The sequence below is a fragment of the Enterovibrio norvegicus FF-33 genome (genome assembly GCF_000286835.2).
Lineage (GTDB): Bacteria > Pseudomonadota > Gammaproteobacteria > Enterobacterales > Vibrionaceae > Enterovibrio > Enterovibrio norvegicus_A.
Map to the genome: position 1 here is coordinate 1,516,046 of NZ_AJYD02000038.1, position 24,154 is coordinate 1,540,199.

The 24,154-nt window shown below is 46.1% G+C and carries 25 protein-coding genes; 11 read left to right on the forward strand and 14 right to left on the reverse strand.

From position 1 onward, the window contains the following. Position 1 precedes the first annotated feature (1 nt). Entirely contained in the window at positions 2-556 is a 555-nt protein-coding gene (locus A1OO_RS15065) for a hypothetical protein (RefSeq protein ID WP_017003490.1), read from the forward strand. A gap of 295 nt (positions 557-851) precedes the next feature. On the opposite strand, the gene A1OO_RS15070 is transcribed toward A1OO_RS15065, so the two are convergent. The 7 genes from A1OO_RS15070 to hutW form a co-directional block, all read right to left on the reverse strand. Then, positions 852-1,073, reverse strand: coding sequence for a hypothetical protein (locus A1OO_RS15070; protein WP_016958727.1), 222 nt, complete (start codon positions 1,071-1,073; stop codon positions 852-854). A 188-nt stretch (positions 1,074-1,261) separates the two neighbouring features. Beyond that, positions 1,262-1,477, reverse strand: a complete 216-nt coding sequence (locus A1OO_RS23895) for a GDCCVxC domain-containing (seleno)protein (protein ID WP_016958728.1) — start codon at positions 1,475-1,477, stop codon at positions 1,262-1,264. 157 nt (positions 1,478-1,634) lie between these two features. Then, the gene (locus A1OO_RS15080) at positions 1,635-3,434 is read right to left on the reverse strand and encodes an ABC transporter ATP-binding protein (protein ID WP_017003500.1); all 1,800 of its coding nucleotides are present in this window, start codon (positions 3,432-3,434) and stop codon (positions 1,635-1,637) included. A gap of 116 nt (positions 3,435-3,550) precedes the next feature. After that, entirely contained in the window at positions 3,551-5,728 is a 2,178-nt protein-coding gene (locus A1OO_RS15085; protein ID WP_017003505.1) for a TonB-dependent hemoglobin/transferrin/lactoferrin family receptor, read from the reverse strand. A gap of 154 nt (positions 5,729-5,882) precedes the next feature. Beyond that, positions 5,883-6,413: a heme utilization protein HutZ gene (hutZ, locus tag A1OO_RS15090; RefSeq protein ID WP_016958732.1), complete on the reverse strand. Its 531-nt coding sequence runs from the start codon at positions 6,411-6,413 to the stop codon at positions 5,883-5,885. Beyond that, a complete protein-coding gene (hutX, locus tag A1OO_RS15095) occupies positions 6,410-6,934 on the reverse strand; it encodes a heme utilization cystosolic carrier protein HutX (RefSeq protein WP_016958733.1) in 525 nt (174 codons plus the stop codon). Before hutX ends, hutZ begins: the two co-directional genes overlap by 4 nt. A 14-nt stretch (positions 6,935-6,948) precedes the next feature. Continuing rightward, a complete protein-coding gene (gene hutW, locus A1OO_RS15100) occupies positions 6,949-8,391 on the reverse strand; it encodes a heme anaerobic degradation radical SAM methyltransferase ChuW/HutW (protein ID WP_016958734.1) in 1,443 nt (480 codons plus the stop codon). A gap of 166 nt (positions 8,392-8,557) precedes the next feature. Here hutW and A1OO_RS15105 point away from each other — a divergent pair, with 166 nt between their 5' ends. The 7 genes from A1OO_RS15105 (at position 8,558) to A1OO_RS15135 (ending at position 14,480) form a co-directional block, all read left to right on the forward strand. Continuing rightward, positions 8,558-9,349: an energy transducer TonB gene (locus tag A1OO_RS15105; RefSeq protein ID WP_016958735.1), complete on the forward strand. Its 792-nt coding sequence runs from the start codon at positions 8,558-8,560 to the stop codon at positions 9,347-9,349. Positions 9,350-9,351: 2 nt separating this feature from the next. Then, on the forward strand, positions 9,352-10,086 hold the full coding sequence (locus A1OO_RS15110; RefSeq protein WP_017003506.1) for a MotA/TolQ/ExbB proton channel family protein: 735 nt from the start codon (positions 9,352-9,354) through the stop codon (positions 10,084-10,086). Continuing rightward, positions 10,083-10,499, forward strand: a complete 417-nt coding sequence (locus A1OO_RS15115; RefSeq protein WP_017003507.1) for an ExbD/TolR family protein — start codon at positions 10,083-10,085, stop codon at positions 10,497-10,499. Before A1OO_RS15110 ends, A1OO_RS15115 begins: the two co-directional genes overlap by 4 nt. Further along, complete coding sequence (locus A1OO_RS15120) at positions 10,496-11,356, forward strand: heme/hemin ABC transporter substrate-binding protein (protein WP_017003508.1); 861 nt, start codon at positions 10,496-10,498, stop codon at positions 11,354-11,356. Before A1OO_RS15115 ends, A1OO_RS15120 begins: the two co-directional genes overlap by 4 nt. Before the next feature lie 27 nt (positions 11,357-11,383). Continuing rightward, positions 11,384-12,427: a FecCD family ABC transporter permease gene (locus A1OO_RS15125; RefSeq protein WP_016958739.1), complete on the forward strand. Its 1,044-nt coding sequence runs from the start codon at positions 11,384-11,386 to the stop codon at positions 12,425-12,427. After that, positions 12,427-13,191, forward strand: a complete 765-nt coding sequence (locus tag A1OO_RS15130; protein ID WP_017003509.1) for a heme ABC transporter ATP-binding protein — start codon at positions 12,427-12,429, stop codon at positions 13,189-13,191. Before A1OO_RS15125 ends, A1OO_RS15130 begins: the two co-directional genes overlap by 1 nt. A gap of 260 nt (positions 13,192-13,451) precedes the next feature. Next, positions 13,452-14,480, forward strand: a complete 1,029-nt coding sequence (locus tag A1OO_RS15135) for a Gfo/Idh/MocA family oxidoreductase (RefSeq protein ID WP_016958741.1) — start codon at positions 13,452-13,454, stop codon at positions 14,478-14,480. A gap of 413 nt (positions 14,481-14,893) precedes the next feature. Here A1OO_RS15135 and chrA read toward each other — a convergent pair whose 3' ends face one another. After that, positions 14,894-16,045 (reverse strand): chromate efflux transporter, encoded by a 1,152-nt coding sequence (gene chrA, locus A1OO_RS15140; RefSeq protein WP_017003510.1) that lies wholly within the window; start codon positions 16,043-16,045, stop codon positions 14,894-14,896. A gap of 669 nt (positions 16,046-16,714) precedes the next feature. On the opposite strand from chrA, the gene A1OO_RS15145 reads away from it, so the two are divergent. Beyond that, positions 16,715-17,632 carry a LysR family transcriptional regulator gene (locus A1OO_RS15145; protein WP_017003511.1) on the forward strand — a complete coding sequence of 306 codons (918 nt, stop codon included), beginning with the start codon at positions 16,715-16,717 and terminating at the stop codon, positions 17,630-17,632. Positions 17,633-17,762: 130 nt separating this feature from the next. On the opposite strand, the gene A1OO_RS15150 is transcribed toward A1OO_RS15145, so the two are convergent. Then, the gene (locus A1OO_RS15150; RefSeq protein WP_017003512.1) at positions 17,763-18,878 is read right to left on the reverse strand and encodes a 1-acyl-sn-glycerol-3-phosphate acyltransferase; all 1,116 of its coding nucleotides are present in this window, start codon (positions 18,876-18,878) and stop codon (positions 17,763-17,765) included. Between the two features lie 220 nt (positions 18,879-19,098). Here A1OO_RS15150 and A1OO_RS15155 point away from each other — a divergent pair, with 220 nt between their 5' ends. After that, positions 19,099-19,767: a hypothetical protein gene (locus A1OO_RS15155; protein WP_017003513.1), complete on the forward strand. Its 669-nt coding sequence runs from the start codon at positions 19,099-19,101 to the stop codon at positions 19,765-19,767. On the opposite strand, the gene A1OO_RS15160 is transcribed toward A1OO_RS15155, so the two are convergent. Both A1OO_RS15160 and A1OO_RS15165 read right to left on the reverse strand, forming a co-directional pair. Then, entirely contained in the window at positions 19,760-20,233 is a 474-nt protein-coding gene (locus tag A1OO_RS15160; RefSeq protein WP_241819242.1) for a hypothetical protein, read from the reverse strand. The genes A1OO_RS15155 and A1OO_RS15160 overlap by 8 nt on opposite strands. A 134-nt stretch (positions 20,234-20,367) precedes the next feature. Further along, the gene (locus tag A1OO_RS15165; RefSeq protein WP_017003520.1) at positions 20,368-20,904 is read right to left on the reverse strand and encodes a nicotinate-nicotinamide nucleotide adenylyltransferase; all 537 of its coding nucleotides are present in this window, start codon (positions 20,902-20,904) and stop codon (positions 20,368-20,370) included. 265 nt (positions 20,905-21,169) lie between these two features. On the opposite strand from A1OO_RS15165, the gene nadE reads away from it, so the two are divergent. Next, positions 21,170-22,006: an ammonia-dependent NAD(+) synthetase gene (gene nadE, locus A1OO_RS15170; protein ID WP_016958748.1), complete on the forward strand. Its 837-nt coding sequence runs from the start codon at positions 21,170-21,172 to the stop codon at positions 22,004-22,006. A gap of 97 nt (positions 22,007-22,103) precedes the next feature. Here the strand turns inward: nadE and A1OO_RS15175 are convergent, their stop codons facing one another. The 3 genes from A1OO_RS15175 to A1OO_RS15180 form a co-directional block, all read right to left on the reverse strand. After that, positions 22,104-22,628, reverse strand: coding sequence for a phosphohydrolase (locus A1OO_RS15175; RefSeq protein ID WP_016958749.1), 525 nt, complete (start codon positions 22,626-22,628; stop codon positions 22,104-22,106). A gap of 124 nt (positions 22,629-22,752) precedes the next feature. After that, positions 22,753-22,905 (reverse strand): YoaH family protein, encoded by a 153-nt coding sequence (locus A1OO_RS23080; RefSeq protein ID WP_016958750.1) that lies wholly within the window; start codon positions 22,903-22,905, stop codon positions 22,753-22,755. Between the two features lie 65 nt (positions 22,906-22,970). Next, the gene (locus A1OO_RS15180; RefSeq protein ID WP_016958751.1) at positions 22,971-24,140 is read right to left on the reverse strand and encodes a conjugal transfer protein TraF; all 1,170 of its coding nucleotides are present in this window, start codon (positions 24,138-24,140) and stop codon (positions 22,971-22,973) included. Between the last annotated feature and the right edge of the window lie 14 nt (positions 24,141-24,154).

Sequence of the window (24,154 nt, forward strand, 5' to 3'; positions counted from 1 at the left end):
CATGAATAGACTTCTTTCAATAACATCATTAATTACCCTGCTGACAGCGTGTGGCGGAGGTGGTGACGGCGGTGATGCAGTATCGGTCACTACAACAGATGACAGCGGTGCTTTTGAAAATCCTATTGCCGCGGGTACGCTAGAAGACGCTAACGAACCCGAGACACTGGGCATGCAGGTCGACAACTCGGGCGGGCTCGCAAACATTCCCACTACCGTCTCGAGTTCTGCAACGTCAATGAGTGCCACTGTCGTCCCCGATGGCTTCTCCTACAACCCAGTGCTTGAACAACTTTTTGTGGTCGATATTCGTGGTTATTCTGTATCTCCCGCTTACATCACGGTATATGGAGAGTTCACAGAAAATGATGATGGTACATTTACCGCCCATTACAACAGTCAGATTGTTGCTGCATCATTAGAAAACGGGCAAACCACATTGAACTACGTGTCTTCTGATTCGCAATTCTATGTACTTGCTGAGGTTTGGTTCTACGATGGCACCAATCCGGTTCAAAAACGCATTCCTAATACAGAATCGAGTTGGGTGTGGTAACTCAGCATCATTATATAGACCTCAAATGGGATGAGTGACTGGCTGTACATGGTGATTAAAAGTATCTAGGTATCAGAGATTTGGCGCTTTTCCCAGCGAGATATCGCGTTATGAGCCCTATTTTTATTATTGTCACACTGACACAAACGGCTAATTTTTGGGATATTCACATCAACACAGGTATAAAGTTAATCTCGGTTCGGATGATAGATTAACACTATCAAAAATAAGTTATAGTGCGTTAAATGGTATAAAAAAGAGCAGTACACTGCTCTCTTGATGTAGGCATGTGATATTAATCTCCGAAATCATGGACGCCTAATTTGAGGACATCTGAAGCGTCAACCCACGCAACTTGTCCGCAAACAGTGCAGGTGCACTCCGATGCCTCAGCAAAGCGCTCATCCATCGGTGGGGCTGTTAAGGCACGAATAGCAGGATCATGGTGTGCTTGCTCTCGCACTTCATGCCCTGTTTCCGCTTCACAATTTTCGCAATACCACATATGTACACTCATCGCTTTCTCCTTGGGTGTTATCTCCTTTATCGCGGTGAGTGTAATTTCATATTGGCTCTGATTTTTGATGCATTTTTGAGACAAATGCAAATTCGTTTTTTGACGTGGCAATGACAACGCACTCTCCCCCTTAAAGTGAGCGAAGACATTAATACTTGCATAGGAGAGGAACAGTAAACTAACTGACGTTAGTGGCGAAGAGTATTAGGGCCTTTCACTTGAGATGACGGGCAAGTTACCGAACCAAACGCACAGAACACGCAGCAGCAAGCATCTTGAGCGACCAATGCTTCATGGCAGCTCTCACACTCATAGTGCTTCTTAGGCGCGTCAATTGGCATCATTTCGGTTTTCGTGTGCCCACAAAATGGGCATGTGATATCTGACTTTAGAATGACTTTCATCTTATGTGTCTATCCTTTACCTCAATGCACACGTCATCATTTAAGCGTGGAACATGCATCCAATGATTGCCAGCCAGTATGGCAATATTCCCGCTATTAATTGGCAGATTATCGCCTGAATAAGAAAAAGCCCCGCGAGTGCGAGGCTTAAGAGGCTTCATCCAACCTGTAAATTTCCGTAGAGGGTTTGATAAACCCCCTCTTCTTTGACCAGCTCTTGGTGATTGCCGCTTTGTGCGACTTTGCCATCTTCCAACACGTAAATCAGATCGGCCTGTTTCACAGCAGATAAGCGGTGAGCCACAATCAAGGTCGTGCGACCTTGCAGGAAGTTGTTCAATGCATCATGCAATGCTGCTTCTGTTGCAGTATCCAATGCTGATGTGGCTTCATCCAGAATCACGAGCTTTGGATTGGTGAGTATCATGCGGGCGATAGCCAAACGCTGACGTTGACCGCCAGACAATTTCAGCCCTTGTCGTCCGAGTTGGGACGATAGCCCATCATCTAATCGTTCAACCACATCGCTTAGTTGCGCAATTTCTAGTGACTTCCACAGCTGCTCATCGGAGAAATCGGTACGCCCTAACGTCAGGTTCTCTCGTAACGTATCATTGAATATCACAGGCTGCTGCAGTACAACGGCCGTATGTTGGCGCAAGGTTTCATAACCCACGTCTTCGACACGCTGATCATTGATCATGATGTCACCGTCTGTCTTGCGGTAAAGCCCAAGCAAGAGCTGTATTAACGTAGATTTACCGCCGCCTGACGCGCCAACTAATGCAACACGTTTACCAGCAGGAATCGCCAATGACAATCCATTCAGAACGGTTTTTTCACTGTTGTAACCGAATGTCAAATCACGGCATTCCACACCAAAGGTGTCGAGACCCGCTAGAGGGTCTTTCTCAGACGCGCTCTTAGGTTCTTCTTCGAGCGCTAGCAGACCATTGAGTCGTTTCATTGCGGCTGATGCACTAAACCAAGCGTACTGAATGCCTAACAGTTCTTGAATCGGACCCAGCATAAACCACAGATAACCGAATACTGCGAAAATTTGACCAATAGACAGATCACTAAACAGCACCATGAGCATGGCTGCTGCTCGGAACAACTCAAAACCGATCAAGAACATCAGGAATGACACACGGCTTGCCGCTTCTGATTGCCACGCATACTTATCGGCGTCGTGACGAATAGACTCAGCATCGCTTTTCAGTACATCCAGATACGCTCGCTCACGGTTAGCGGCGCGAAGCTGATAGATGCCATCCAAGGTTTCAACTAAACGTGTCTGAAAACGTTCAAAAGATTGGTTTTCGGCCTTTTTAAGATGCTTAACGCGCTGACCCATTTTGCGTGACAAGAAAATCACCAACGGATTCACAAGAAGAATGAAAAGCCCCAGCGCCCAATCGAGCCACAGCAAAATCACGGCCGTACCGAATACGGTCAGTACGCCAACTACAAATCGGCTCAGGCTGTTTCCGATGAAGGAATCGATGGTTTCGATATCCGTGACCAGATGCGAGCTTACCCCGCCGCTGCCACGTTCTTCGAACTCCTTCATGCTGACACGACCGAGCTTATCGAGTAGCTGCTGTCGAATGAAACAAGTGATGGATTTGGACACCAAAGTAAACTGACGACTTTGCCAGATGTTCAACGCTTGGCTGACCACACGCATGACAATGACCAATAGCAACACCATGACGATATAGCTAGCGGGCTGCTGCAAAGACTCAGGCAATAAGTTGTTGAAAAATGCGATACCTTGAGCGGGCTTGTTAAGCAGAACCTCATCAACCATCAGTGGCATAAACAGCGGAATAGGCACACTGATCAATGTGGCGCATACCGCGATCAAATTGGCTGCAACAAGTTGCTTCTTATGCTGTTTCGCTTGGTCAATTAACCATTGCGTCGACAGCGTTGTTAAAACTCCATTACTCACTGTGTCTCCAAACTTTTCATTTTTGTTATTCTTTTGTGGTTTCTGTTTGAGTGTAACCGAAAACACCCCAGCATTGCCGGGGTGTTTTTCTGGACGTTACTAAAGCTTACGCATTATTAGAAAACGTATTCGGCTTCTAACCCCCAATTACGTCCTGGTTGGCTACGGCGATCAATTCCTGACTCATCTTTATCGAAGCCTGCAAGATCTTCATAGTCCCAATACTCTTTATCAAAGACGTTAAAGATACCAGCACGCACCGTTAAATCAGACATAGGACGATAAAACGCCGTGACATCCGTGACACCGTAACCTGCAGCATTGACGTTATCTACGTTGTTGGCATTGCTCCAATCTGAGCCAGATTTGCCCGCAACCGTTTTAAGTGAAACCTTACCGCCATAAGTGTCTTCAGGGTTCGAATAACCCAACGCAATGTACGCGGTTAAAGGTGCGACCGTGTCTATTGCTTCGCCATTGGTTTTGTTTTCACCTTTAGCATAAGCAATGCTCATGTCTGAATACATCCCCATTGGCGCGCCCACTAAGTAGTCCAGCGCAAGTTGCGCTTTGAACTCGGCGCCGTAGATTTCAGCACGACCAATGTTTTCGGTCGTCCACACTTCTTTTCCGTCTGGGCCGTTTGCGTCAACTAATCGGTTCTCAATGAAGTTTTTGTAGTCATTGAAAAACACTGCGGCATCGAAGCGTCCATAAGGCTGCTTCAGGCGCAGACCAGTTTCGTATGAGATGCTTTCTTCTGCTTCAAGATCCTGGTTAGGAATGAAGGTCGCACCTGTGTCGTAAAAGTAGTAGAGATCTTGTAGCGTTGGCGCTTTGAATCCCTGACTGATTTGCACAAAAGTACTGAACGACTCCGTCCAATGGTAAACCGTGCCTAGACGCCCCGTAAATGCGTGGTTATCCGCGTCAGCATAGGTGCTGTTACCTTTCGGACTCGCGCTGAAACTGTCATAACGAAGGCCAGCATTAAGAACCAGAGCCTCATTCATCAGGAACATCTGATCTTGCACAAACACCCCCCATTTACGGGATTCAGCATTCGGCACTTCTGGTGTGGCATCCGTGACCAAACCGGTATCAAGATCGATGTTGTTGTAGTTCAGGTTAAATTCATTGGCGACGTAGTTCGCGCCGTAGACCACTTCGTGATAGCTGTTTTCAAGCTCAAACGCTTTATTGAACTGAATATCCGCCTGCCATGCCTCGTCTTCACCGATACGTTGACGATTTCGGTTTGACACCGTGGTGCCAAATGGTGTGGTTTTGGTCAAGGTATCGGTATTGTCGTGCTGAGATTCTGATTTTAGATACGCAACTCGCCATTCCAATGAATCAAAGCCTTGGTTATTCGCTTGCCACTGGTGCTCAACGCTATAACGCTGGCGTGAATCTTCATCAGAGGCGCGGGTATTCGAGTAAGCGTAAATATAGGGCCCAAACGCGATCACATCACCTTCATCTGAAAGTCGGTCAACGTCTTGCTCTCGGTTAAAATGCTCAACCGTCACACCAATACGGTGCGCGTCATTAAGTTGGTAATACGCTTTAGCTAACACGTTATCTGAGTTGAAATCCACCGGATCTGCCGCCCCACGATCAGGACCATTAATATCTGGGCCGCCGTAAGTTTGGGTTTCATGACCATCTCGATGGGTGAATATCAACAAGGTTTCCAGATCGCCAGTACGGTTCGCCAATGTCGCTGTGGCTTTGTAGCTTTCATCAGCACTGAAATAGCCGCCTTTGACGGAAGCATAAGAGTCATCACCCTCACCTTCCAGTAAGTCGTCTGGATTTTTGGTACGAATGATCACGGCACCAGCCAATGCATCACTGCCATATAGGCTGGAAACTGGGCCTTTGTTGATTTCAACGCGCTGGAGGGTATCGGTTTCTAACGTGTTGTTGTATTTGCGCATGACATCTGCGCCTGGGTTATAGGTGCCAGGTAATTCAACGCCATCCACAATGGTTTTGACGTAGTTTTCGTCACGACCGCGAATATTGAAGCCTGTTAAACCGAATCGACCATTGCCGGCCATTGACACACCCGGCTCAGCATCAACCGCTTGTTTCATATTTTGTGACAAGCTTTCTTCGAGATCTTCGCTGGTTACCACATCGACTGAAGCAGCGATATCACCGATTTTTTGCTCACTTCGGGTTGCAGATACAACCACTTCATCAAAGGTATACACATCCTGTGCTGATGCACTTCCGGCGCAGAATATCCCCACCAAAAGCGCCAGCTTGTTTTTCTTGATTGTCATGATAGTTACTCTAAAAAAGGCAATAGGAAGCCGCTCACACTGGCCTCAGCGCAAAATTATTATTTTTATGTGAAATTTGGCTCTATGCCCGAATAACTCAGCGCGTTAAGGTTATTCGGGTATTTACGGTCACAGAGCCTATATCGGGAAGGCGTTACACGTTCTCTTTCATTGATTTAACGTGTCCTTCATCGAGATGGACGACAGAGAGGAGATCTTCGCCTGTCACGTCGAATGCTTGGCCGAAGCCTTTTACATAACGCCCAATAACAGGGTTCAAGCGGTAAAGGCGGAAATCACCCAATTGGCTGAGGTTATCGATCATCTCACCAAGACGCGTTTGCATGACATCAACGCCTTGCTTCCAGTGATCAGATTCACGCTCGATCAGTTCTGCGTTAGTATCGAAAGACAAACGACGACGGGCGAAAATAGAGCGCGCTTCACCTTCGTCTTCAATCATCATGATCGACACCGCTTTGCTGTTTTTCAGGTTCTGACCGTGAGTCGCCAAATCACTAACAAGGATGTAATAGCCTTTTTCTGAAAAGGCAAAAGGGGCATAGCTAGTGTGTGGTTTGCCATCTTTGTCTACCGTGCCCAGTTGCAACGTTTTGCGGGCGTCTCGGAACGCTTGAATTTCTGGTCCCAAACGGTTTTGTAGACGTTCTGCTTTATCAATCATTTTGCCAACTCCTGTTTCATGGCGTTAAACAGTTCAATTTGCTCAGGGAATAACTGACGCTTCTTGTCGCGACCCAAGTAAATTTTAAATACACAGTGGCCAGTGCTATCAAAGAAACCAATGTAATGGCTTTCAGACCCACGGAATGGTTTGCTGACGAAGACGATGTCAGACACGAGATCCAATCGAAGGTGACCGTGTAACTGACCTTCTTTGCCCATCAAGTTGTAATAGCCGTGAGCAAATTTACCTTTAGGAAACGGCGCCTTAAATTCAAAAACCGAACCGCCAGAGTGAACAATGGTGGTCACTTTTCCCCATTTAGGCATGACTTCTAAAATGCCCTGACTCAACTCACCCTCTGCGCGCGCAATCATTTCTTGTGGCAGCGCCAAGGTGATTTCGCCTTCCGTCAGTTTCAGGCTTTCCACCATATTTGAAACAGGGGTATGCACATCTTCGGCAAGATAGTCTGCGACGCGTTGTTTGGCTTCTGACGTGACGATAATCGCTTGTTGCATGGTAAATACTGCTCCTATGCCGCGACGTGTGTCGCTTCGTTCTTAATAACGTTTGAATTGCCCGTAGGCGTATTGCTTTGTAATACTTCAATCAGGTTTTGAGCCAAGGTGACTGCCCAGAACTGCCCAGCTAATGTCAGGCTGACATACCCGCCACCAGCGACTGACACAACCTCAATTCCCGTATCCGACGCTGCTTCATCACCTCTTTCAAGGTAGACCAAGCCGTTTCGCTCCCATGCATTAAACAAAGGAATTAACGCCTCAAAGGTACCGATGCCGGCAACACGATCAAGTTTGCTTTGTGCGAGTACACCCGCATCAAATCCCGATTTCACTTCTGCGGCGACTGCGCGATTTGAAGGTGCCATCGTCAACATGGTGACAGGGTAACGCCTTTCTGATATCGCCGACTTGTAAGTGTCCATATCGCGAGTTTGCATCATTTGGCAGCCATTGACGTTGCCGCCAGCGCCAGCGCCAAGCGGCATAATTTCCGCCGTGGTTTTGGCCAATGAGTTATAAATGCTTCGTTCTCGGTTATCCGACGCCCAATGGTTTACGCTAAGACGTTTTTGATGATGACGGGCCATAAATTTCACGCCCATGTCGAACATGGTCGCTTTCATTTGCGTGTCAGCGGGATGAGGTAATTTGCCTTGCTCAACCATTTTGGCCATGGGTAGACCTTGCATCTCAATCAACTGATACAAATCAACACCGTGAGCACCGGACTCCATATAGTCCTGCAAATCTTGTTGCCAAACGTCGAGCGTTTGATACGGGAGGCCGTAAAGCAGGTCCAGAACAATGGGAGCGGCGTTATAGGACACCAAGGTTTGAATGGTTTTCAGCACGTCTTCACGATCATCAAGACGTTTTGCGCTTCTGCGAACATGAGAATTAAAACTCTGAACGCCAAAAGAGAAGCGATTCACCCCAGCGTCCAGCGCCGCTTCAAATTTGTCGAGACCAAACCGGTTAACACGCCCTTCAAGAGTGATTTCACAATCAGGTGTCAATGGGAATTGGCTGCGAATATCAGAAACGATCGTGTGAATCTGTTTAGCGGATAAATCGGTTGGTGTTCCACCACCAATATATACCGCCTGAAACGGTGCTGCTTGTGTCCATGTTTGTGATGCTTTCCATCGAATTTCTTCACGTAGCGCCGCAACGTAACCTTCAATCAATGAGGAACTGGAAGCGTATTGAAAGAAATTGCAGTAAGTGCAACGCACGCGACAAAATGGAATGTGGATATACAGGCAACGCGGTGCAAGGGTATTGGCTGGCGCTAAGGCGTGCGCCTCTTCAAGGGAAATTTGAATGTCTTCCCCTTTCACTGAGTGCATCATGCCGCCAGCATGAGGACTTTTTTTGCGTGAGAATGCAAAACGGAGCGGATCTGGGGTTTGCTGACCCACCAGTTCTACATTGTGTAAATCAAAATTCATCGCCAGAAACGACCTTCTAAAGGCAACAGTGCCACACAACGGCCTGCTTTCAATTCGAATACATCATATTCATATCAAATGATAATGCAACTGATAATTGATCTCATTGCCATTTCATGCATAATGCACACAGAATTAATCGTTTTCACGAAGTAGGAGAGAAAGTGTGAACGTTCGACGGTACGTTGTGTGTGGTGTCGTTTCAGTTGCGCTGCATAGTTTGGCCCTTTCGGCTCAGCAACCTCCACCACCCCAGTTTGCAATTAGCGATGCCCATGCAGGTAGTCGTGTAGCTATCCAACTTGTTGCTGCTCACCTGCCACCGCCAGAGCCTATCGCGGAAAAAAGCACTGATGAGAAAGTAGAAAAGGAAAGCGAGCCTAAAGACAGGAATAGCAAACCTGTTGAAAAACGTTCGGTCGTGGAAAACCCGAAGATTGAAAAGCCAAAGATTGAAAAGCCAGTTGTCGATAAGCCTAACTTGGATAAGCCAATCGCTAAAAAGCCCAAGACGATAGAACCTAAACCCGTTCAAAAAAAGATATCTAAGCCTGCAGACAACGCTAAGCCTATCGAAAAAATCAAGCCCATCGAGAAGCCTAAGAAACAAGCTACAGACAACAAGCAAATAGACACCCGCGCTAATGCACAGATGAATCAAGCCAAAGACAGTGCGCCAGTGATGGTTGAACGGCCGCAGTTTAAAGTTCGCCCATCTCAGCCTGCCTATCCACGTATGGCTATGCGAAAAGGCATGCAAGGTAATGTATTAATTGAAGTATGGCTCGATGAAGGTGGCAAACAAATCAAACAAGCATTGGTGAAAAGCTCGGGCTTTGACCTGCTTGATAGTGCCGCCATGAGCGCGGTGAAAAAGTGGCGATTTCAAAGCCACACAGTTAACGGTGTTGCATTAGCACACCGAGTCAGAATTCCTGTTCGTTTTAATTTGGATTAACCATGTTGGATTTACACTTTTTCTCATCCATTCACGCTCAGCTGGGCATCATGACTTGGCCGTTGACTATTCTCTCCGCGCTGATGCTGATGCTGATTGTCGAGCGCCTAATTTTCGTGGCTCTCAACACAAAAACCCACAGTCGAAGTCTTCAAAAAGAGATCTACACCCTTTCACTGACAAACGACGACGAGCTCAATCGCTACGTCGAAAACCATCAACAAGAAAAAAGCACCTTATCACAAGGGCTTTGTATGTTGATTAGCCATCGTCAATTTACTAAATCGCTTCGCGAAGAAGCCGTTAGTATTTGGCTTCAAAAAAAGCGCCGACAATTTACCTCGGGCCTCAAATTACTGAACGTGATTGGCGTACTTAGCCCTTTGATTGGCCTTTTAGGTACCGTTATCGGTTTGATTGAGATGTTCAAAGGCCTTTCCGCTACTCAAGGCGGCATCTCTCCCGCAGAGCTTGCAGATGGTCTAGGTTTGGCCATGTCCACCACCGCGGCTGGTCTCCTGATCGCCCTTCCCGCCATCGCTGCATCTCAGTTATTTAGCCTTTGGGCAGACCGTACATTGGCGAAAATAGAATACGTGCTTAACCATTTCAATTTACATCTTGCTGGTGTGTCTTTTGATGAAAGTGAGATGTGTTGCGCCAAAGTGACCCATTGCCCGTCGACTTGCTCAAGCCAAGTTTCTGCACGAAATACCGTTTCGGATGACGCCGCATGATTCAATCACGTCCTGACAACGAAATAAGCACGTTTACGCCCGACCTGACGCCGCTGCTCGACATCATTTTTATTGTGATGGTGTTTCTATTGCTTACCGCCAACGTGGAATTCAAAAGCATGGAAATCGCTATTCCACAAACCAAAGACAGCGCCGTGTTGGATTCCCCTAATCAAAATGTCATTGCCATCAATATATTAGCGGGCTCTCCCGCGTGGGCAATTCAAGGCATACCCATGGATAACTGGGAAACGTTCACGAGCGCCTTATTAAACGCAATAAAGGCAAATCCAGATAAAACCGTGGTCATAGCCGCAGATAAAACGGCAGATGTACAAAGCATGCTCAAAGTGCTGGCCTTTATGCAAAACAACAAAATCACTGCCACTAACATTGTGATGGAAGAAGAATGAAAACGAATACATCAATTAAAGCGCTCTCATTAACTCTTTGTATGTTGATCATCCCACTCTCTATGGCTGCAGACAAAGAGACGCGCATTATTAGCGCAGGTTCAACCGTGACAGAATTGCTCTTCGCACTCGGTGCTGACAATAAAGTGGTCGCTGTCGATTTAACCAGTCGCCACTATCTCGATCAACGAGACATTCCAGTGTTGGGCTATCACAGACAACTCGCCGCGGAAGGCCTTCTTGCACTCAGTCCTACTCACTTACTCGGTTCACCAGACATGGGACCTGATTCAACATTGCAACTGCTTAAGCAAGCAGGTGTCACCGTTGAAGCCTTGCCAACAGGCAATTCCATTGACGCATTTCATGACCGTGTCGATACCATTGCGCAAATCACCGATACACAGCAACAAGGTGAGCTTATTAAAAAGCAGGTTGAAGAAAGAATCGGCGCGTTGAATGCACAACAACCCGTTAACGCACCTTCGGTTCTATTCATGATGCTCTCGGATGGTAGGCCTGTGACCGTGGCTGGCGATCAAACCACCGTCAATACCGTTATCCAATTGGCTGGCGGCAACAATCCAGCCGCAAAAGAAAGCACCAGCTACAAACCCCTTTCAGCGGAAGCTATCGTGACGATGCAACCCGACTACATATTGGTGTCAGATCGCACATTGGAACAAGTTGGTGGCATGGATGGCATGCTAAAGCAACAACCTCTGCTTGCCGCTACCCCGGCGTTTCAAAACAACAAGGTGATTCCTATCCGTGGTCACTCGATTTTGGGCGGGTTTGGATTAGCAAGCCTTGAGTTGGCAACGTCGCTTAATACCCGTTTTAACAACGATAACTAACACGCAGCGGAAATAACGGAATACAGAATGAACGAGTTAATGACGCGTCGCGTACCTGTTCGATGGATGCTGCTATTTGCTACCATCTTGCTATACACCGCCATGGTGAGTTCCATCACACTGGGCCCAATGGACATCAGTATCACGGATAGCCTAAAAGCCTTACTCCCAATAAAAGCAGACCTGCCAAATTATGTCAGCGTTATCATTCAGCAAGTGCGCTTACCTAGAACCCTGTTAGCCATTGCCATTGGTGGCATTTTGGCTATCTGTGGTGCTGTGATGCAGGGGCTTTTCAGAAACCCACTGGCTGACCCAGGTATTATTGGCGTGTCCGCTGGTGCTTCATTAGGCGCAGCGATTGCCATCGTGTTGTTTGGTGGAGTCATTGGACACACCGCCTTTCTAACAATGGGTACGGTTCCTCTGTTTGCATTTCTCGGCGGCGCGGCGGCCACTTTCGCCATTTACTACTTGGGCACAAACAGCAACGGCACTTCCGTCACGATAATGTTGCTGGCTGGCGTAGCACTGGGCGCAATTGCAGGTGCGGGAATGGGGCTGCTTAACTATTTTGCTGATGATCAGGCGCTGCGTGATTTATCACTATGGACCATGGGATCGTTAGCAGGCGCATCGTGGGATGCGATCATTCTGGCCTATGTTTCGTTGTTTGTACTGGCATTTTTCTATCAACGAAACGCCAAAAAACTCAATGCGCTATTACTCGGTGAAGCAGAAGCGCGTCACATGGGCATCAATGTACAGGCATTAAAGCGCCAGCTGATCCTACTCACTGCTGCTGGCGTCGGTATCACCGTCGCGCTGTCAGGGATGATTGGTTTTATCGGCCTCGTTGTACCACATATCGCGCGCATGCTGACGGGTCCTGACCATCGAACCTTGCTGCCTGTTTCGCTGGTGCTTGGTGGCCTTATTTTGCTGGTCTCAGACATGATTGCACGAACCATTGTGGCACCTTTGGAAATCCCCGTGGGGATTATCACTGCAGCCATCGGGGCACCCTTCTTCTTGGCGCTATTGCTAAAACAACGAGGACGACTGGCGTAATGAGTATTGAAATCAAACACGCTTCGCTTTCAATGGGCAACAAAGTCCTACTCGATGATGTTAGCGTTCGGTTTAACAGCGGCGAACTGACCATTATTCTTGGTCCCAATGGCACGGGTAAAAGCAGCTTACTAAAACTGCTCAGTCGAGAATGGCCGTGCAATGGCGAGCTTAATTTCTATGACAAACCCGCGTCTGAATGGAAACCTGAAACTCTGGCGCAGTCTGTCGGTATCTTGCCGCAATCTAGCAGCTTAACGTTTGGCTTTACCGTTAGAGAAGTCGTTGAACTCGGTGGGTTAGCGTTGAGCGTACCGCAGCGAGAGATTAACAACATTGCGACTGCCAATATGACGCAAACCGATGTTCTCCATCTTGAAGACCGCCTGTACCCAAGTCTCTCTGGCGGTGAAAAACAACGGGTGCACCTCGCACGCGTATTAACACAAGTATCCAGAGCAGCAAGAAGCACAGTACTGATGTTGGATGAACCCACATCAGCATTGGATATCGGCCACCAACACAAGACATTACGTCTGGCAAAGCAACTAGCCAACGAGGGATCTGCCGTGATCGCCGTGATCCACGACCTTAATCTGGCATCACAGTACGCCGACCGCGTCATCATGCTAAATAATGGTAAAATAGTGGCGGACGGAGCCCCGGAAGCTGTCTTAACCTCGACCAACATTGAAGCGGTTTATGGCTGGCCTGTTCAAGTTATCCCCCACCCTGAACAGAACTATCCAGTGATCTTGGCCTAAACGGTTAACGTCCCACACCAAACCTATTTAAACGCTCCCTTGTGGAGCGTTTTTTGTTTAATACCAATTCTTCACCCACAGAAACCAAAACATGAATAAATTTTTGGTATGGCGCAGTTTTGCTACGACATCACTGTTTAACGATACTACGCTGTAGAAAAAGCGATATAACGCTTAGAGTCATTCTGTATTAAGTCACTTAAGTGTCTTGGTATTAACAGTCTTACTCTCTGAGCATCAACCAAAACAAGGGTCTTATAATGATTCGTACGGGTATTGTTGGCTTTGGCTTTTCTGCACAAACCTTTCATCTGCCGTTTCTCTCTGTCCTGCCCGATTTTGAGCCTGTCGCGGTCGTGTCTTCTCAACAAGCACTTGTTGGTCAATTGCTACCGCAAGCTAGCTGTTATTCAAATATCGAAGCAATGCTGCGCGATGCTGACCTTGACCTTGTCGTTATCACAACCCCTAACGACACCCACTATGACTTTGCCAGACAAGCGCTAGAAGCGGATTGTCATGTTCTGTTAGAAAAACCCTTTGTAGTCAATAGCGGTCAAGGGTTAGATTTACTGCGTATATCCAATACGCGCGGTAAAATTCTGTGTCCTTACCAAAATCGACGTTGGGATGGCGACTTCCAGACCGTTAAATCACTCATTGATTCAGATGAGTTAGGTAAGGTTCGTGTGTTTGAATCGAATTTTGACCGATTCCGCCCTGAAGTGAAGCAACGTTGGCGCGAACAGCCTGGTGATGGCGCAGGTATTTTGTATGATTTAGGTTCACACCTTGTTGATCAGGCGCTTTTTCTATTTGGTGAGCCTTTGGCTATCACTGCTCATTGCAAAGCGATGCGCAATCAATCGAAAGCCACTGACTATTTTCACATGACCCTTCACTATTCAGACAAAGAAGTCATTCTCAATTCCAGTCCATTCCGATCGGGTAAAGGCGCACGATTTGTCGTTCAGGGTGATAAAGCGACCTTCTCTTGCTTTGGTTTAGACGTACAAGAACAACAGTTACGTGACGGTGTCACAGTGACATATTCAGAATTTGGCCGCCAACAGCACCAAGGCAAGCTAGAAATCGGTGACAACGTCACTGAAAAAGATATCGAACTCGAATACGGCTGCTATTCGGATCTCTTTGCACAGCTCGCAAGCGCAATTCTAAACGGCACACCTCCGCCAGTTGATACCTATGACGCAGTGAAGGTCATATACGCCTTGGAGCTTGCAGAGCACTCGTCTCAGGCTGGCAGAACAGAGCGCTGGGAGTTCTGATTTACCCTCTCGTGACTCAGTTATTCCGTTATTCACTAATGCCAGCGTGTTAGCTGGCATTAGTGAATCAATAAAATTTGAACCACTCTGCCATCTCTCTGGATGACGGGCCTTTCTCCTACCATTTTTTATCATGAGAGCAGTCATCGGTACTTCCTTAGCCCTCACTTAGTTTTCCTCTACTTTGGCCATTCGGTGCCTTAGGTAGCGAAATAAAGTAATGCCCCATTTAATCAGCAAGAAGATGAGGATAAGCGCGGCAAAAGTAGCGCTAATAGCGTCGAAATAACAAGTTATAGTGCGTATAAGTTGAAAGATAGGAGGCGTCAGGTCGGATAATACATTTCAGATACAAAAAAGCCTGCACAAGGCAGGCTTCTATAGGATGAATCTAACACGTCAACTTTCTATGTTTACATCATGCTCTTTGCAATTACGTAAACCAACATGCCCGCGAGCAGCCAGAACACAGACATATTAAACTTACGCAATACAGCAAAACCGACCACCACTGCCACCATGTCGGCAATACCATGAACCGCTGACACCCAAACGGGCTGATAGAAAGCAGCAACAAGCAAGCCGACCACCGCAGCATTGATCAATACCACCGACCCTGCAAACTTATTGTGATTCATGACTTTTTGCCATACGGGTATCGCGGCAAACAGGAGCAATGCACCCGGCAAGAAAATGGCAACGGTAGCAATGACACTGCCGATCACAGGGTGAATACCATCCATCGATGCGCCAACGTAACTAGCAATCGTAAACATGGGCCCTGGAACGAGCTGCGCAGCTGCATAGCCTTCGACAAGTGCATCACCCGTTACTGCATCACCAATAAGGGGCTGCAGCAATGGCAACACGACATGGCCGCCACCAAACACAAAACTACCCGCTTGATAGAAATGGTTAAACATACTCACTAAGGGCGCACTGCTCAGGGTCGGCAATATTAGAAGTGCTGCAAAGACACCGAATAGAACCAATGTTTGTAAGAGGCTCGTATCTTTGTTCGCTTTGGCTTCGATAGACACTGGTTTACGGATAAACAACCAACCGAGTAAGCCAGCGACAACGATTGGCAATAACTGTGCAAGTAACCCTGACTGCCATAAAATCCAGCTTGCAGATCCTGCACAGACAATAAACGTGACGGCGTCACTAATAAACTTACGCGCCATTGTCCATATGGCGTCAGCGACAACGACTACGGCTAACAATTTGGCCGCAGAAATGAGTATGGTCAACCATGTCGCATCGCCAAGGCTTGCACTATACATAGCTGCGAGCGTCAACAATAAGAAAGATGGAAACGTGAAGCCAACGAATGCGGCAATCGCACCCAGATAACCTGCTCGGTGATAACCAATGAACATACCCAACTGACTGCTTGCAGGACCAGGTAAAAACTGGCACAAGCTCAGTGCCATTGAGAATTTTTCTTCTTCAATCCATTTGCGCTTATCCACGAATTCACGTTGGAAATAGCCAATGTGGGCAACAGGCCCGCCAAAACTCATACAACCAAGAACTAAGAAACGAATAAATACGTCAAGCATTACAGATGTACCTCCATGATTGAGGCCGATTCTATCGGACTTCACCACATTAGTAGAAACAATTCATATCGATGATCACTATTAACCGCATCAATTAACTGACTGATACTCTGATCTGCCCGTCTTAATTTTGTTGCTCGGATCAGTAAGATCCGTTCTTTTTCTACATTTGTATGTAAGTGCACACTAACTAACGCCATGGTTGTTTCCACACGAAAACAATAAGCTTTAATTGGATATATAACAACAACTTAATAAGCATAGAAAACCATGACTCTTAACTTGTACTGTGTGAAATCTAGTTACAAATGGCGATCTTGAGTCAACTTTTTTACAAAGTTGGATCAATAGTCCCTGTTCAAAGTTAATGACCCTTTTGCCTCAATCGCTCACGAAGATTAAAGTGAGCAGATAACAAGCACCGTCTTTTGTCAGTGAAAAATGCGCACTTCTGTGGAAACCATATGCGTGATTGTATTGAGCTGGTTTGTTATGGCTGTTTACCCTATTGGAAGAATTAGTCGCCATAGGTTCATCTGTACTACTCGCTTAATTCATGATGAGCTATCTACAATAACAACGTAAATTACGCCATGTGACACTGTCACTCGTTCAGTGCTCGTGAGTTGTGATACGCTATGCCCTTCTTCTCATAGACGAAATTTCCGCATGTTAGATAATCTTCAGCAAATGGTTATCCTCGCTACCGTCGCGCATGAGCAACATTTCACGCGTGCCGCTGAGTTTTTGGGGATATCTAAATCACAAGTCAGCAAGCAGATCCGCTATCTTGAGGAGCGTCTAGGCGTTCAACTTGTGCAACGAAATACGCGTTCGGTCGCGTTAACAGAAGCGGGTAAACAGTACGCCGCGTTTGGCCGACAGATTGTTGAAACGATGCAAGATGCGGAAGCGATGGTTGCGGGCTATCGAAACGAGATATCAGGCCGCTTGAAGATTGGTATTGCTCAATCATTTGGCAATGCACAGATCACTCGTTTGCTTTCAACATTTCAAGAAAAGTATCCCGCGCTAGAATTGGAAGTGCATTTATTTGACCACCGCCCAAACTTGGTCGAAGACGGTTTTGATTGTTGGCTAGCTATTCATGAACATCCACCTGAAGGTATGGTGGCGCGTAAATTAGGGTATTGTCAGTTCAAGATTGTCGCCTCTTCCTCGTATTTGAACACGCATGGCGAGCCGAAAAATCCTGCTGAACTGAGAGAACACAACTGTATTACGTATCAGAGTGTTCAACGTACTTACGATCAGTGGCTATTTCAAAAAGATGGAAGCGAACAATCTGTCACCATTCGCGGTACGTATCGGATAAATAACGCACCCGCGGTTTTAGAGGCTGCAAAGTCGGGTGTCGGCATCGCCTATATCGCAACATATTTGCTGAATGACGAAATCGAATCTGGTCAGTTGAAAGTATTGATGCCTAGTTGGAAGCCGACGCTCAAATTACCCGTTTATGTTGTGTATCCAAGAAGGGAGTTCTTAGCGCCGAAGGTGAGGCATTTTGTTGATTTTCTTGCGGAGAACATCGACGTGACAAACAATCAACGCTCGTCATTTTAGTCTTTAACAGGCTAAAAGTCAGAGCGCTATGATCGAACAAGATTATACGTGCAGATAAAACAAAAAACGAGTGACAACGTCACTCATTTTTTATTCTTTTTCTCGTAAGTATCTTATATTATTGGTATTTTTACTGAGCATCCACTTTCTTGTCTGTTGGCATCGCGTACATGGATGTCACAATCTGCGCCACACCCTCAGGCAAAGAAGATATCTTACTGTCAAAAAGTGCGCGATCACTGTCAGTTATCGACGAATGATCTTTGCCCGCTGCAATATAATTCGACGGGAACAGATGATAATTTTGATAAATCTGACGGTCAATTTCAGCAGCGAGGGCAACCGGTGTTTCGAACTCATTCCCAATAACGTCACCAAACGCAACGTGGATACGACGTTTTTGTCCGACGATCCCTTGAACAATGCTTTCAATGTCTTCGAACTCACCTTTCTCATAACCACCATCTTCTTGCTTTCGGTAAAGCTCATTGGCTTTAGCAGCATCACAGGGATCGTTTTCATAAGAGATCGTAACAGGGACAATACGCAATGATGCGATGTAATCAGCAAAAGGGATCTTTTCGCGACGCCCTTCTACGTGAAACATTTTCAAAATAGCAGGATCAGTTTTGTCGTTTCCATCTTTGGCACGACCTTCTTTTTGTGCAATCCACACTGATTGATTTTCATCGATCGAATGTTTGATATAAGCAGACAGTTGTCCCAGAGCCTTCATCATTTCACGTGGCCCTTTGGCCGAACGCTTAACAATAAAACTCTTGTTCAACTTCATCAATTCGGTGGCGCAAGGCTTTTTCAGCAAATTGTCGCCAATGGCGATTCTTAACGTATCAAAGCCTTGGGTGTGAAGACACCAGTTTACCATTGCCGGATCCATCGCAATATCACGGTGGTTTGAGACATACAGATAGCTTTGATTAGGGTCAAGTTTATCTACGCCACTCGTCGTGAATCCTTCCGATGAATTTTTGATCATAGATTGCATGTAGCTCGATACATTCAATTGAACATCACGAACCGAGTTGATTTTTCGCCATTTAGCGCGAAGGTATAATTTCATGAGCGGTTTTAGTAACCACCCGATAGTCCCAGACAGTCGGGAGAAACGATATTTGAGGATAGCCGAAATAAATTCGTCATCATTAACCAGGCGCTCAATGGCTGCCGGAACTTCATCATCGCGATAAGGGCGAATTTCTAAAAACGGATCGTTAGTTTGTGGCACGAGACTCTACTTACTCCGATAAAAACTGCGACATTTTACGCGCTTATAAGAATTCGAACATGGTTTTGATCGTCATTCATGACAGGTTGGAGGTCATACCTCCCTCTCTACGAGTCAGATCGTAACAAATTGATTATTTATCGCTCAAGAAGATACTCACAGCTTGATCTAGTTAACAAAACAAAAGAGTATGTGCGCGTCAGAACGAGAGAAAATCACTATGAAACAAGCTATCGAATTTAATCACTATCGTGCAGACACCATGATTATCGGTGCACGCAAGAAACAACACTATGCAAGTTACCTCCATGTACATAAAGGTACGGTATTAATACGCCTTGGTAAGGCCGAATTGCCCGTTTGCGCTAACCAAGGTTTCTGGCTACCGATTGACTGCCTCAATGCTGTCACCATCATGAAAGGCTCTCAAGTATCAACGCTAAACTTCTCTGTTCGTTCAACCGCTTTGCTGTCGAATCAGGCTGGCTTTATTGAAAAATCGCCGTTGATCACTGGCATCATTGAGCAACTGCACGCTCGTCAAGAAAAAGGCAACGAAGATTGGGATACACCATACGGTCGACTACTCCGTTGTGCTCGTGACTATTTAGCCACTTTAACACCCCATGATATTACCACGGACTCGTTCCGCCTATCGATGACATCGCTAGATGCTTTGGGCAACGGCAAAGCTTTGTCAGAAATCACGGGCAAAGCCTTGGAACACGCACTCGGTTTATCAACAGAAGACATTGCGGTTCAACTGCGAGTGCGAGAGTGGGTGCGCCTATACAAATCGGGACGCTCAATTAAAAAGATAGCGCTAGCTGTGTCACTGTCTGAAACTGAAGTTGAACAACTACTGCATCAAATAGCAGGTATCAGTTAAACGGCAGCTGCATTTGAAGTAAAAATTCGGTATCGCTATCCTCATGCCAACGCATATCAAATCGATACCGAGCATCACTGATTTTCGATTCCGTACTGAAACTAAAGTTCAAACCATGGTTCATAATCCAATCTTCGGTTGAACTCTCTTTAAATGAAAGTCCTTGGTATTCCTCAGGCTTCCATATACCAAAACCATAGAATGTAGTGCCACTGGAAGTCGTTAGATATTGAGGAACGTCTAAATCATACTTCCAACCATCCCAAATTGATGGCAGTGGGATATCTTCCACTGTCCATTCAATCACACTTCTTTCATATGACTGAGAAAAGTGAACGTTATACGCCCCTCCATTCTTCAATGTATCGGCTTTCGGAGCTTGTTGCTCAAGGTAAGCAGCATGCAAGAGTGACGGTGTCACTAATAGCCCTAAAGCGACACTTATTTGTTTTATTATCTGGGTCACAGTCAACACATAATCCTACAAGGTAGTTAATCCAGGAGACAAAAAGAAGGCATCTCCAAATTGGAATGTTTTTATATTTTTTGTTTCGTTGCAAAGACGAAGGCCTGCGGTTTGTCAGTCTTGACCTCTTCGCTTTATTCCATCGCGCTAAAATCAATCTTTGTCATATTCGCTGCCACCGTTGGCGTTGTCAGGTCTGAAATATCTATATCTTGTTCGAGTCTTTTCCTGATCTCCGTACTTCTCACCGGCACACTTTCAGGGCATGCCAGCACGCTCCAGCGCTTTAGGATATCTTGAGAGCGATAGAATTTTGCAAAGCTTAAAAAATTGTCAGGCCCTAGTACGAAGGTGAGATCAGAATTGGGATATTGCTTCTGAATATGGTTCAGCAACGCCCACGTTGTCACTGCACCTTCTTCACCCAGGCTTTTTTCATCTAAATAAATGTCTAGATTTGAACAACCCGCATCTTCAATGAACCCTTTCACCCATTGGCAACGTTTGGTGAAATCTGCCATCTTTTTTCCCCAAGCATGTGAATAACTTGGAACAAGCAACACCTTGTCGTAATGCGCTAGTCGTTGCACCACACTTAGATGACCAAGACTGGGAGGATTGAATGCACTACCAAAAATGGCAATTTTTTGATGTAAGTCCGTATTGACCATTATTAATCGTTTTTTGACAATGAGTTACATATAGATACTGAATCAGGCTGTAAGGTTCAATCTATTTCTCACAAAAGCATCACTAAGTGGGCAATAAAGCAACATCGGCATCATACTGCTCAAGCGTGGTCATTCGGGTAGATCAATCTCATGGCATAAAACGTACTTATTTCAACCAATAGGGCTTTATCTCAATGAATGTTCATGATTTTGGCATCGAGATATTGCAGAATAGAGTAAAAGAGAAAATGAGGAATCCCGCGAAATGGAACAAGCTATCCGCGCAGAGATGCGAGTACTGCCAACTATCGATGCAGAATTCGAAATACAACGTCGTGTTAACTTCATTAAGAAACGCTTGGTCGATTCAAGAACCCAATCCTTGGTGCTAGGCATCAGCGGCGGCGTTGATTCTTCAACCTGCGGACGTTTGGCTCAACTTGCTGTTGAGCAGCTGAATCAAGAAACAGGCACCAATGACTATCAGTTTATTGCCGTGCGTTTACCTTATGGGGTTCAACAAGACGAAGATGAAGCACAACTTGCGCTGAGTTTCATTCGCCCTACCCATTCTGTTAGCGTTAATATCAAAGACGGTGTTGATGGGATGCATTCAGCCACACTGGCAGCACTCGAAAATACAGGACTGACGCCAACTAACAACGCAAAAATCGACTTCGTGAAAGGCAATGTTAAGGCACGCGCTCGCATGGTCGCACAGTACGAAATCGCAGGTATGGTCGGCGGGCTTGTATTGGGAACGGATCATTCGGCAGAAAACATTACAGGCTTCTATACCAAGTTTGGTGATGGAGCCTGCGATCTTGCCCCGCTTTTTGGTTTGAATAAGCGTCAAGTTCGCCAACTTGCCGCCCAACTGGGTGCACCAGATCTGCTCGTGGTTAAAACACCAACGGCAGATTTGGAAGAACTGGCGCCTCAGAAAGCCGATGAAGATGCGCTTGAGCTCACCTATGACGAGATTGATGATTTCTTGGAAGGCAAAGACGTGTCAGATCGCGTTAAAGAAAGACTTGTTCATATCTATACAGTGACTCAACACAAGCGTCAGCCTATCCCTACGATTTACGACGACGAATAATTTCTAATTCGACTTCATAGATAAAAAACGCGCCTATCTTGGGCGCGTTTTTGTTTCGGAAAATAAAAACCAAAACAGCATTCGGTATAACGTGTTTTTAGTACCGTCCTATTTTGTCTCCAACCTCAATCAACATATCTAACTCCCACCAGATCATCTCACACAGTCCATGTCGGTATGTCGCTTTACGAAACTCAGCATGCTCTGATCGATACATTTTGTATTTTTCATGATGAAAGAGGCGGCAAGCTTTAACATTGGCAAGCCTATCACACGATTTTACGATAAGTGCAAGACGTGCGGCTTCACTGGATTCATCAAGCTGGATGAGTCTTTGATGAAGTTGATGCTTTTTACTTTTTCGATCGCCACCCATGGGATCGGTGACATAGCTGACAGACAATCCAATCATGCCGCCAAACTCGACGACGAGCTCATCAACACTTGTTGTAGTGTCTTCGAGTATATCGTGCAATTGGGCAATGATCATGGCGTTGATACCGAAAGGCTGTGCAAGCCTTTCAACATCATCGAGGTGGACAGAATAGGGGAATTCACCATAACGCTGCCCTTCATGTCGGGCTCTGGCAAATGTTCTAGCTAGCAGTAAACGATCATTCAAGGCGATACCTAATATGTTGCACGTGAACTGTAAATAGCCTTACAAATTCAACGTGATTCAATATATGTATAGATTACCGCTAGAAAACAAAAAGAAAAACGGCCAATTATTGGCCGCTTTCACATTAATCATCTTTTTTTGATGCTTCGCGTTCTCGGATCTCGTTTGCCACAATCATAATGGCTTCTCCGCTGCTCATGCCTTGCGCCATCAGTGCATGAATACGATCAGCAGCAACTTGTTGCTCTGCGTGCGTTAATGTAGGCGAAAAGTTCATACGCGACCTCAAATTCTTACGATAAGAAGTCGCGTATTCTACTGCCCAGCGGGGATAATGTCACCTTAGAAGGTGAATGCCAACTGTGCAGAGGCACCATAACTGTTCTCATCAATAATCTGAGCAGCTATATCAAAGTGTACTGTATTGAAAGGCGACAAGCCGAGACCTAACGTCACGGTGCCGTCCAGGGTATCTTCCATGTCTTGAATATACCCAGCTCGTACCTGAGCCCATCCCCACGCGTTAAATTCCGTCCCTAAGCGAACCAACTGCGTATTGTCTTTTATCTCTGGTCCACTTGGTGCTGAGAAGCGTTTTTGCTCATTCAAATCAATATCTAGTGCTAACGTGAATAAATCAGTAACAAATGCCCCACCCACTGTGTAAAGTGGCGCGATCTCATACGTATATTCACGCGTATAGAGTACCGTCTTAATGTCTTGTGCAATCAGATTTTTTGCTGCAAAGCCAACACGAAATGGCCCTGTTTGCCACGCTGCGCCCAAATCCACATTGAACACGCTTTCTTCTGTTTGATTGGCATCTGAATCCCAATCATCAGCATCAAAATCATCAATCGAGACTTCGTAGTGATACGTATAATACTTCTGCGATTTCGGGGTGATACCTAGCGCAATACGTTGGCCAGCAAGTTCGACATTCCCCCCCAACGCTAGCCCAACATCAACCACTGCAAATGCCAACACACGAGCTTTTGACGTTAATGTTGGCGCTGAGCCTAATCCGACATTTTCAATGGCTGAAATATCAGCATCTTCCACTTCGGGCATGATTATGGCTTCGGTGTAGCCTTTAACATAAAAGTTACCCGATATGGTCGATGTGGGCACGGCTATCGCACCACCAAATCCGCCACTAACATAAGCCACTTTGTTTTGGAGATTTTCAAGGGCATTGGCCGTTGCCGTGACATTGTCAGGGTTTTGAGGATTATTTGAAAAACTATCAAATACACCACTGAAGTCTTCCAAGGCATCGACAAGATCATCAGGATCGCGATACTGAATACCGATGACCGGAAACAGTACTCCAAATGCGGAATCTGGCTCTAACGCTACCAATGCTGGGTTATGAAAACCAGCAGTGAGGTAGCTTGCTGCTGCTGTGCCTGCGCCACCCATTGCATCAATACGAGGATCAATACTGTAATTTGCTGCAAGTGAAGGTAAAGAAACCATGGCCAAACTGACTGCGAGTAAGCTTTTCTTCATAACATGAATTCCAT

Bases quoted from the DNA above. Each gene is read 5' to 3' on its own strand.
- A1OO_RS15155 (WP_017003513.1), top strand. From the start codon at position 19,099: ATGAAACAAGCTATCGAATTTAATCACTATCGTGCAGACACCATGATT.
- A1OO_RS15065 (WP_017003490.1), top strand. From the start codon at position 2: ATGAATAGACTTCTTTCAATAACATCATTAATTACCCTGCTGACAGCG.
- A1OO_RS15070 (WP_016958727.1), bottom strand. From the start codon at position 1,073: ATGAGTGTACATATGTGGTATTGCGAAAATTGTGAAGCGGAAACAGGG.
- A1OO_RS15165 (WP_017003520.1), bottom strand. From the start codon at position 20,904: ATGGTCAATACGGACTTACATCAAAAAATTGCCATTTTTGGTAGTGCA.
- A1OO_RS15120 (WP_017003508.1), top strand. From the start codon at position 10,496: ATGAAAACGAATACATCAATTAAAGCGCTCTCATTAACTCTTTGTATG.
- A1OO_RS15135 (WP_016958741.1), top strand. From the start codon at position 13,452: ATGATTCGTACGGGTATTGTTGGCTTTGGCTTTTCTGCACAAACCTTT.
- hutZ (WP_016958732.1), bottom strand. From the start codon at position 6,413: ATGATTGATAAAGCAGAACGTCTACAAAACCGTTTGGGACCAGAAATT.
- hutX (WP_016958733.1), bottom strand. From the start codon at position 6,934: ATGCAACAAGCGATTATCGTCACGTCAGAAGCCAAACAACGCGTCGCA.
- nadE (WP_016958748.1), top strand. From the start codon at position 21,170: ATGGAACAAGCTATCCGCGCAGAGATGCGAGTACTGCCAACTATCGAT.
- A1OO_RS15125 (WP_016958739.1), top strand. From the start codon at position 11,384: ATGAACGAGTTAATGACGCGTCGCGTACCTGTTCGATGGATGCTGCTA.
- A1OO_RS23895 (WP_016958728.1), bottom strand. From the start codon at position 1,477: ATGAAAGTCATTCTAAAGTCAGATATCACATGCCCATTTTGTGGGCAC.
- A1OO_RS15180 (WP_016958751.1), bottom strand. From the start codon at position 24,140: ATGAAGAAAAGCTTACTCGCAGTCAGTTTGGCCATGGTTTCTTTACCT.
- A1OO_RS15115 (WP_017003507.1), top strand. From the start codon at position 10,083: ATGATTCAATCACGTCCTGACAACGAAATAAGCACGTTTACGCCCGAC.
- A1OO_RS23080 (WP_016958750.1), bottom strand. From the start codon at position 22,905: ATGAACTTTTCGCCTACATTAACGCACGCAGAGCAACAAGTTGCTGCT.
- A1OO_RS15145 (WP_017003511.1), top strand. From the start codon at position 16,715: ATGTTAGATAATCTTCAGCAAATGGTTATCCTCGCTACCGTCGCGCAT.
- A1OO_RS15110 (WP_017003506.1), top strand. From the start codon at position 9,352: ATGTTGGATTTACACTTTTTCTCATCCATTCACGCTCAGCTGGGCATC.
- chrA (WP_017003510.1), bottom strand. From the start codon at position 16,045: ATGCTTGACGTATTTATTCGTTTCTTAGTTCTTGGTTGTATGAGTTTT.
- A1OO_RS15085 (WP_017003505.1), bottom strand. From the start codon at position 5,728: ATGACAATCAAGAAAAACAAGCTGGCGCTTTTGGTGGGGATATTCTGC.
- hutW (WP_016958734.1), bottom strand. From the start codon at position 8,391: ATGAATTTTGATTTACACAATGTAGAACTGGTGGGTCAGCAAACCCCA.
- A1OO_RS15130 (WP_017003509.1), top strand. From the start codon at position 12,427: ATGAGTATTGAAATCAAACACGCTTCGCTTTCAATGGGCAACAAAGTC.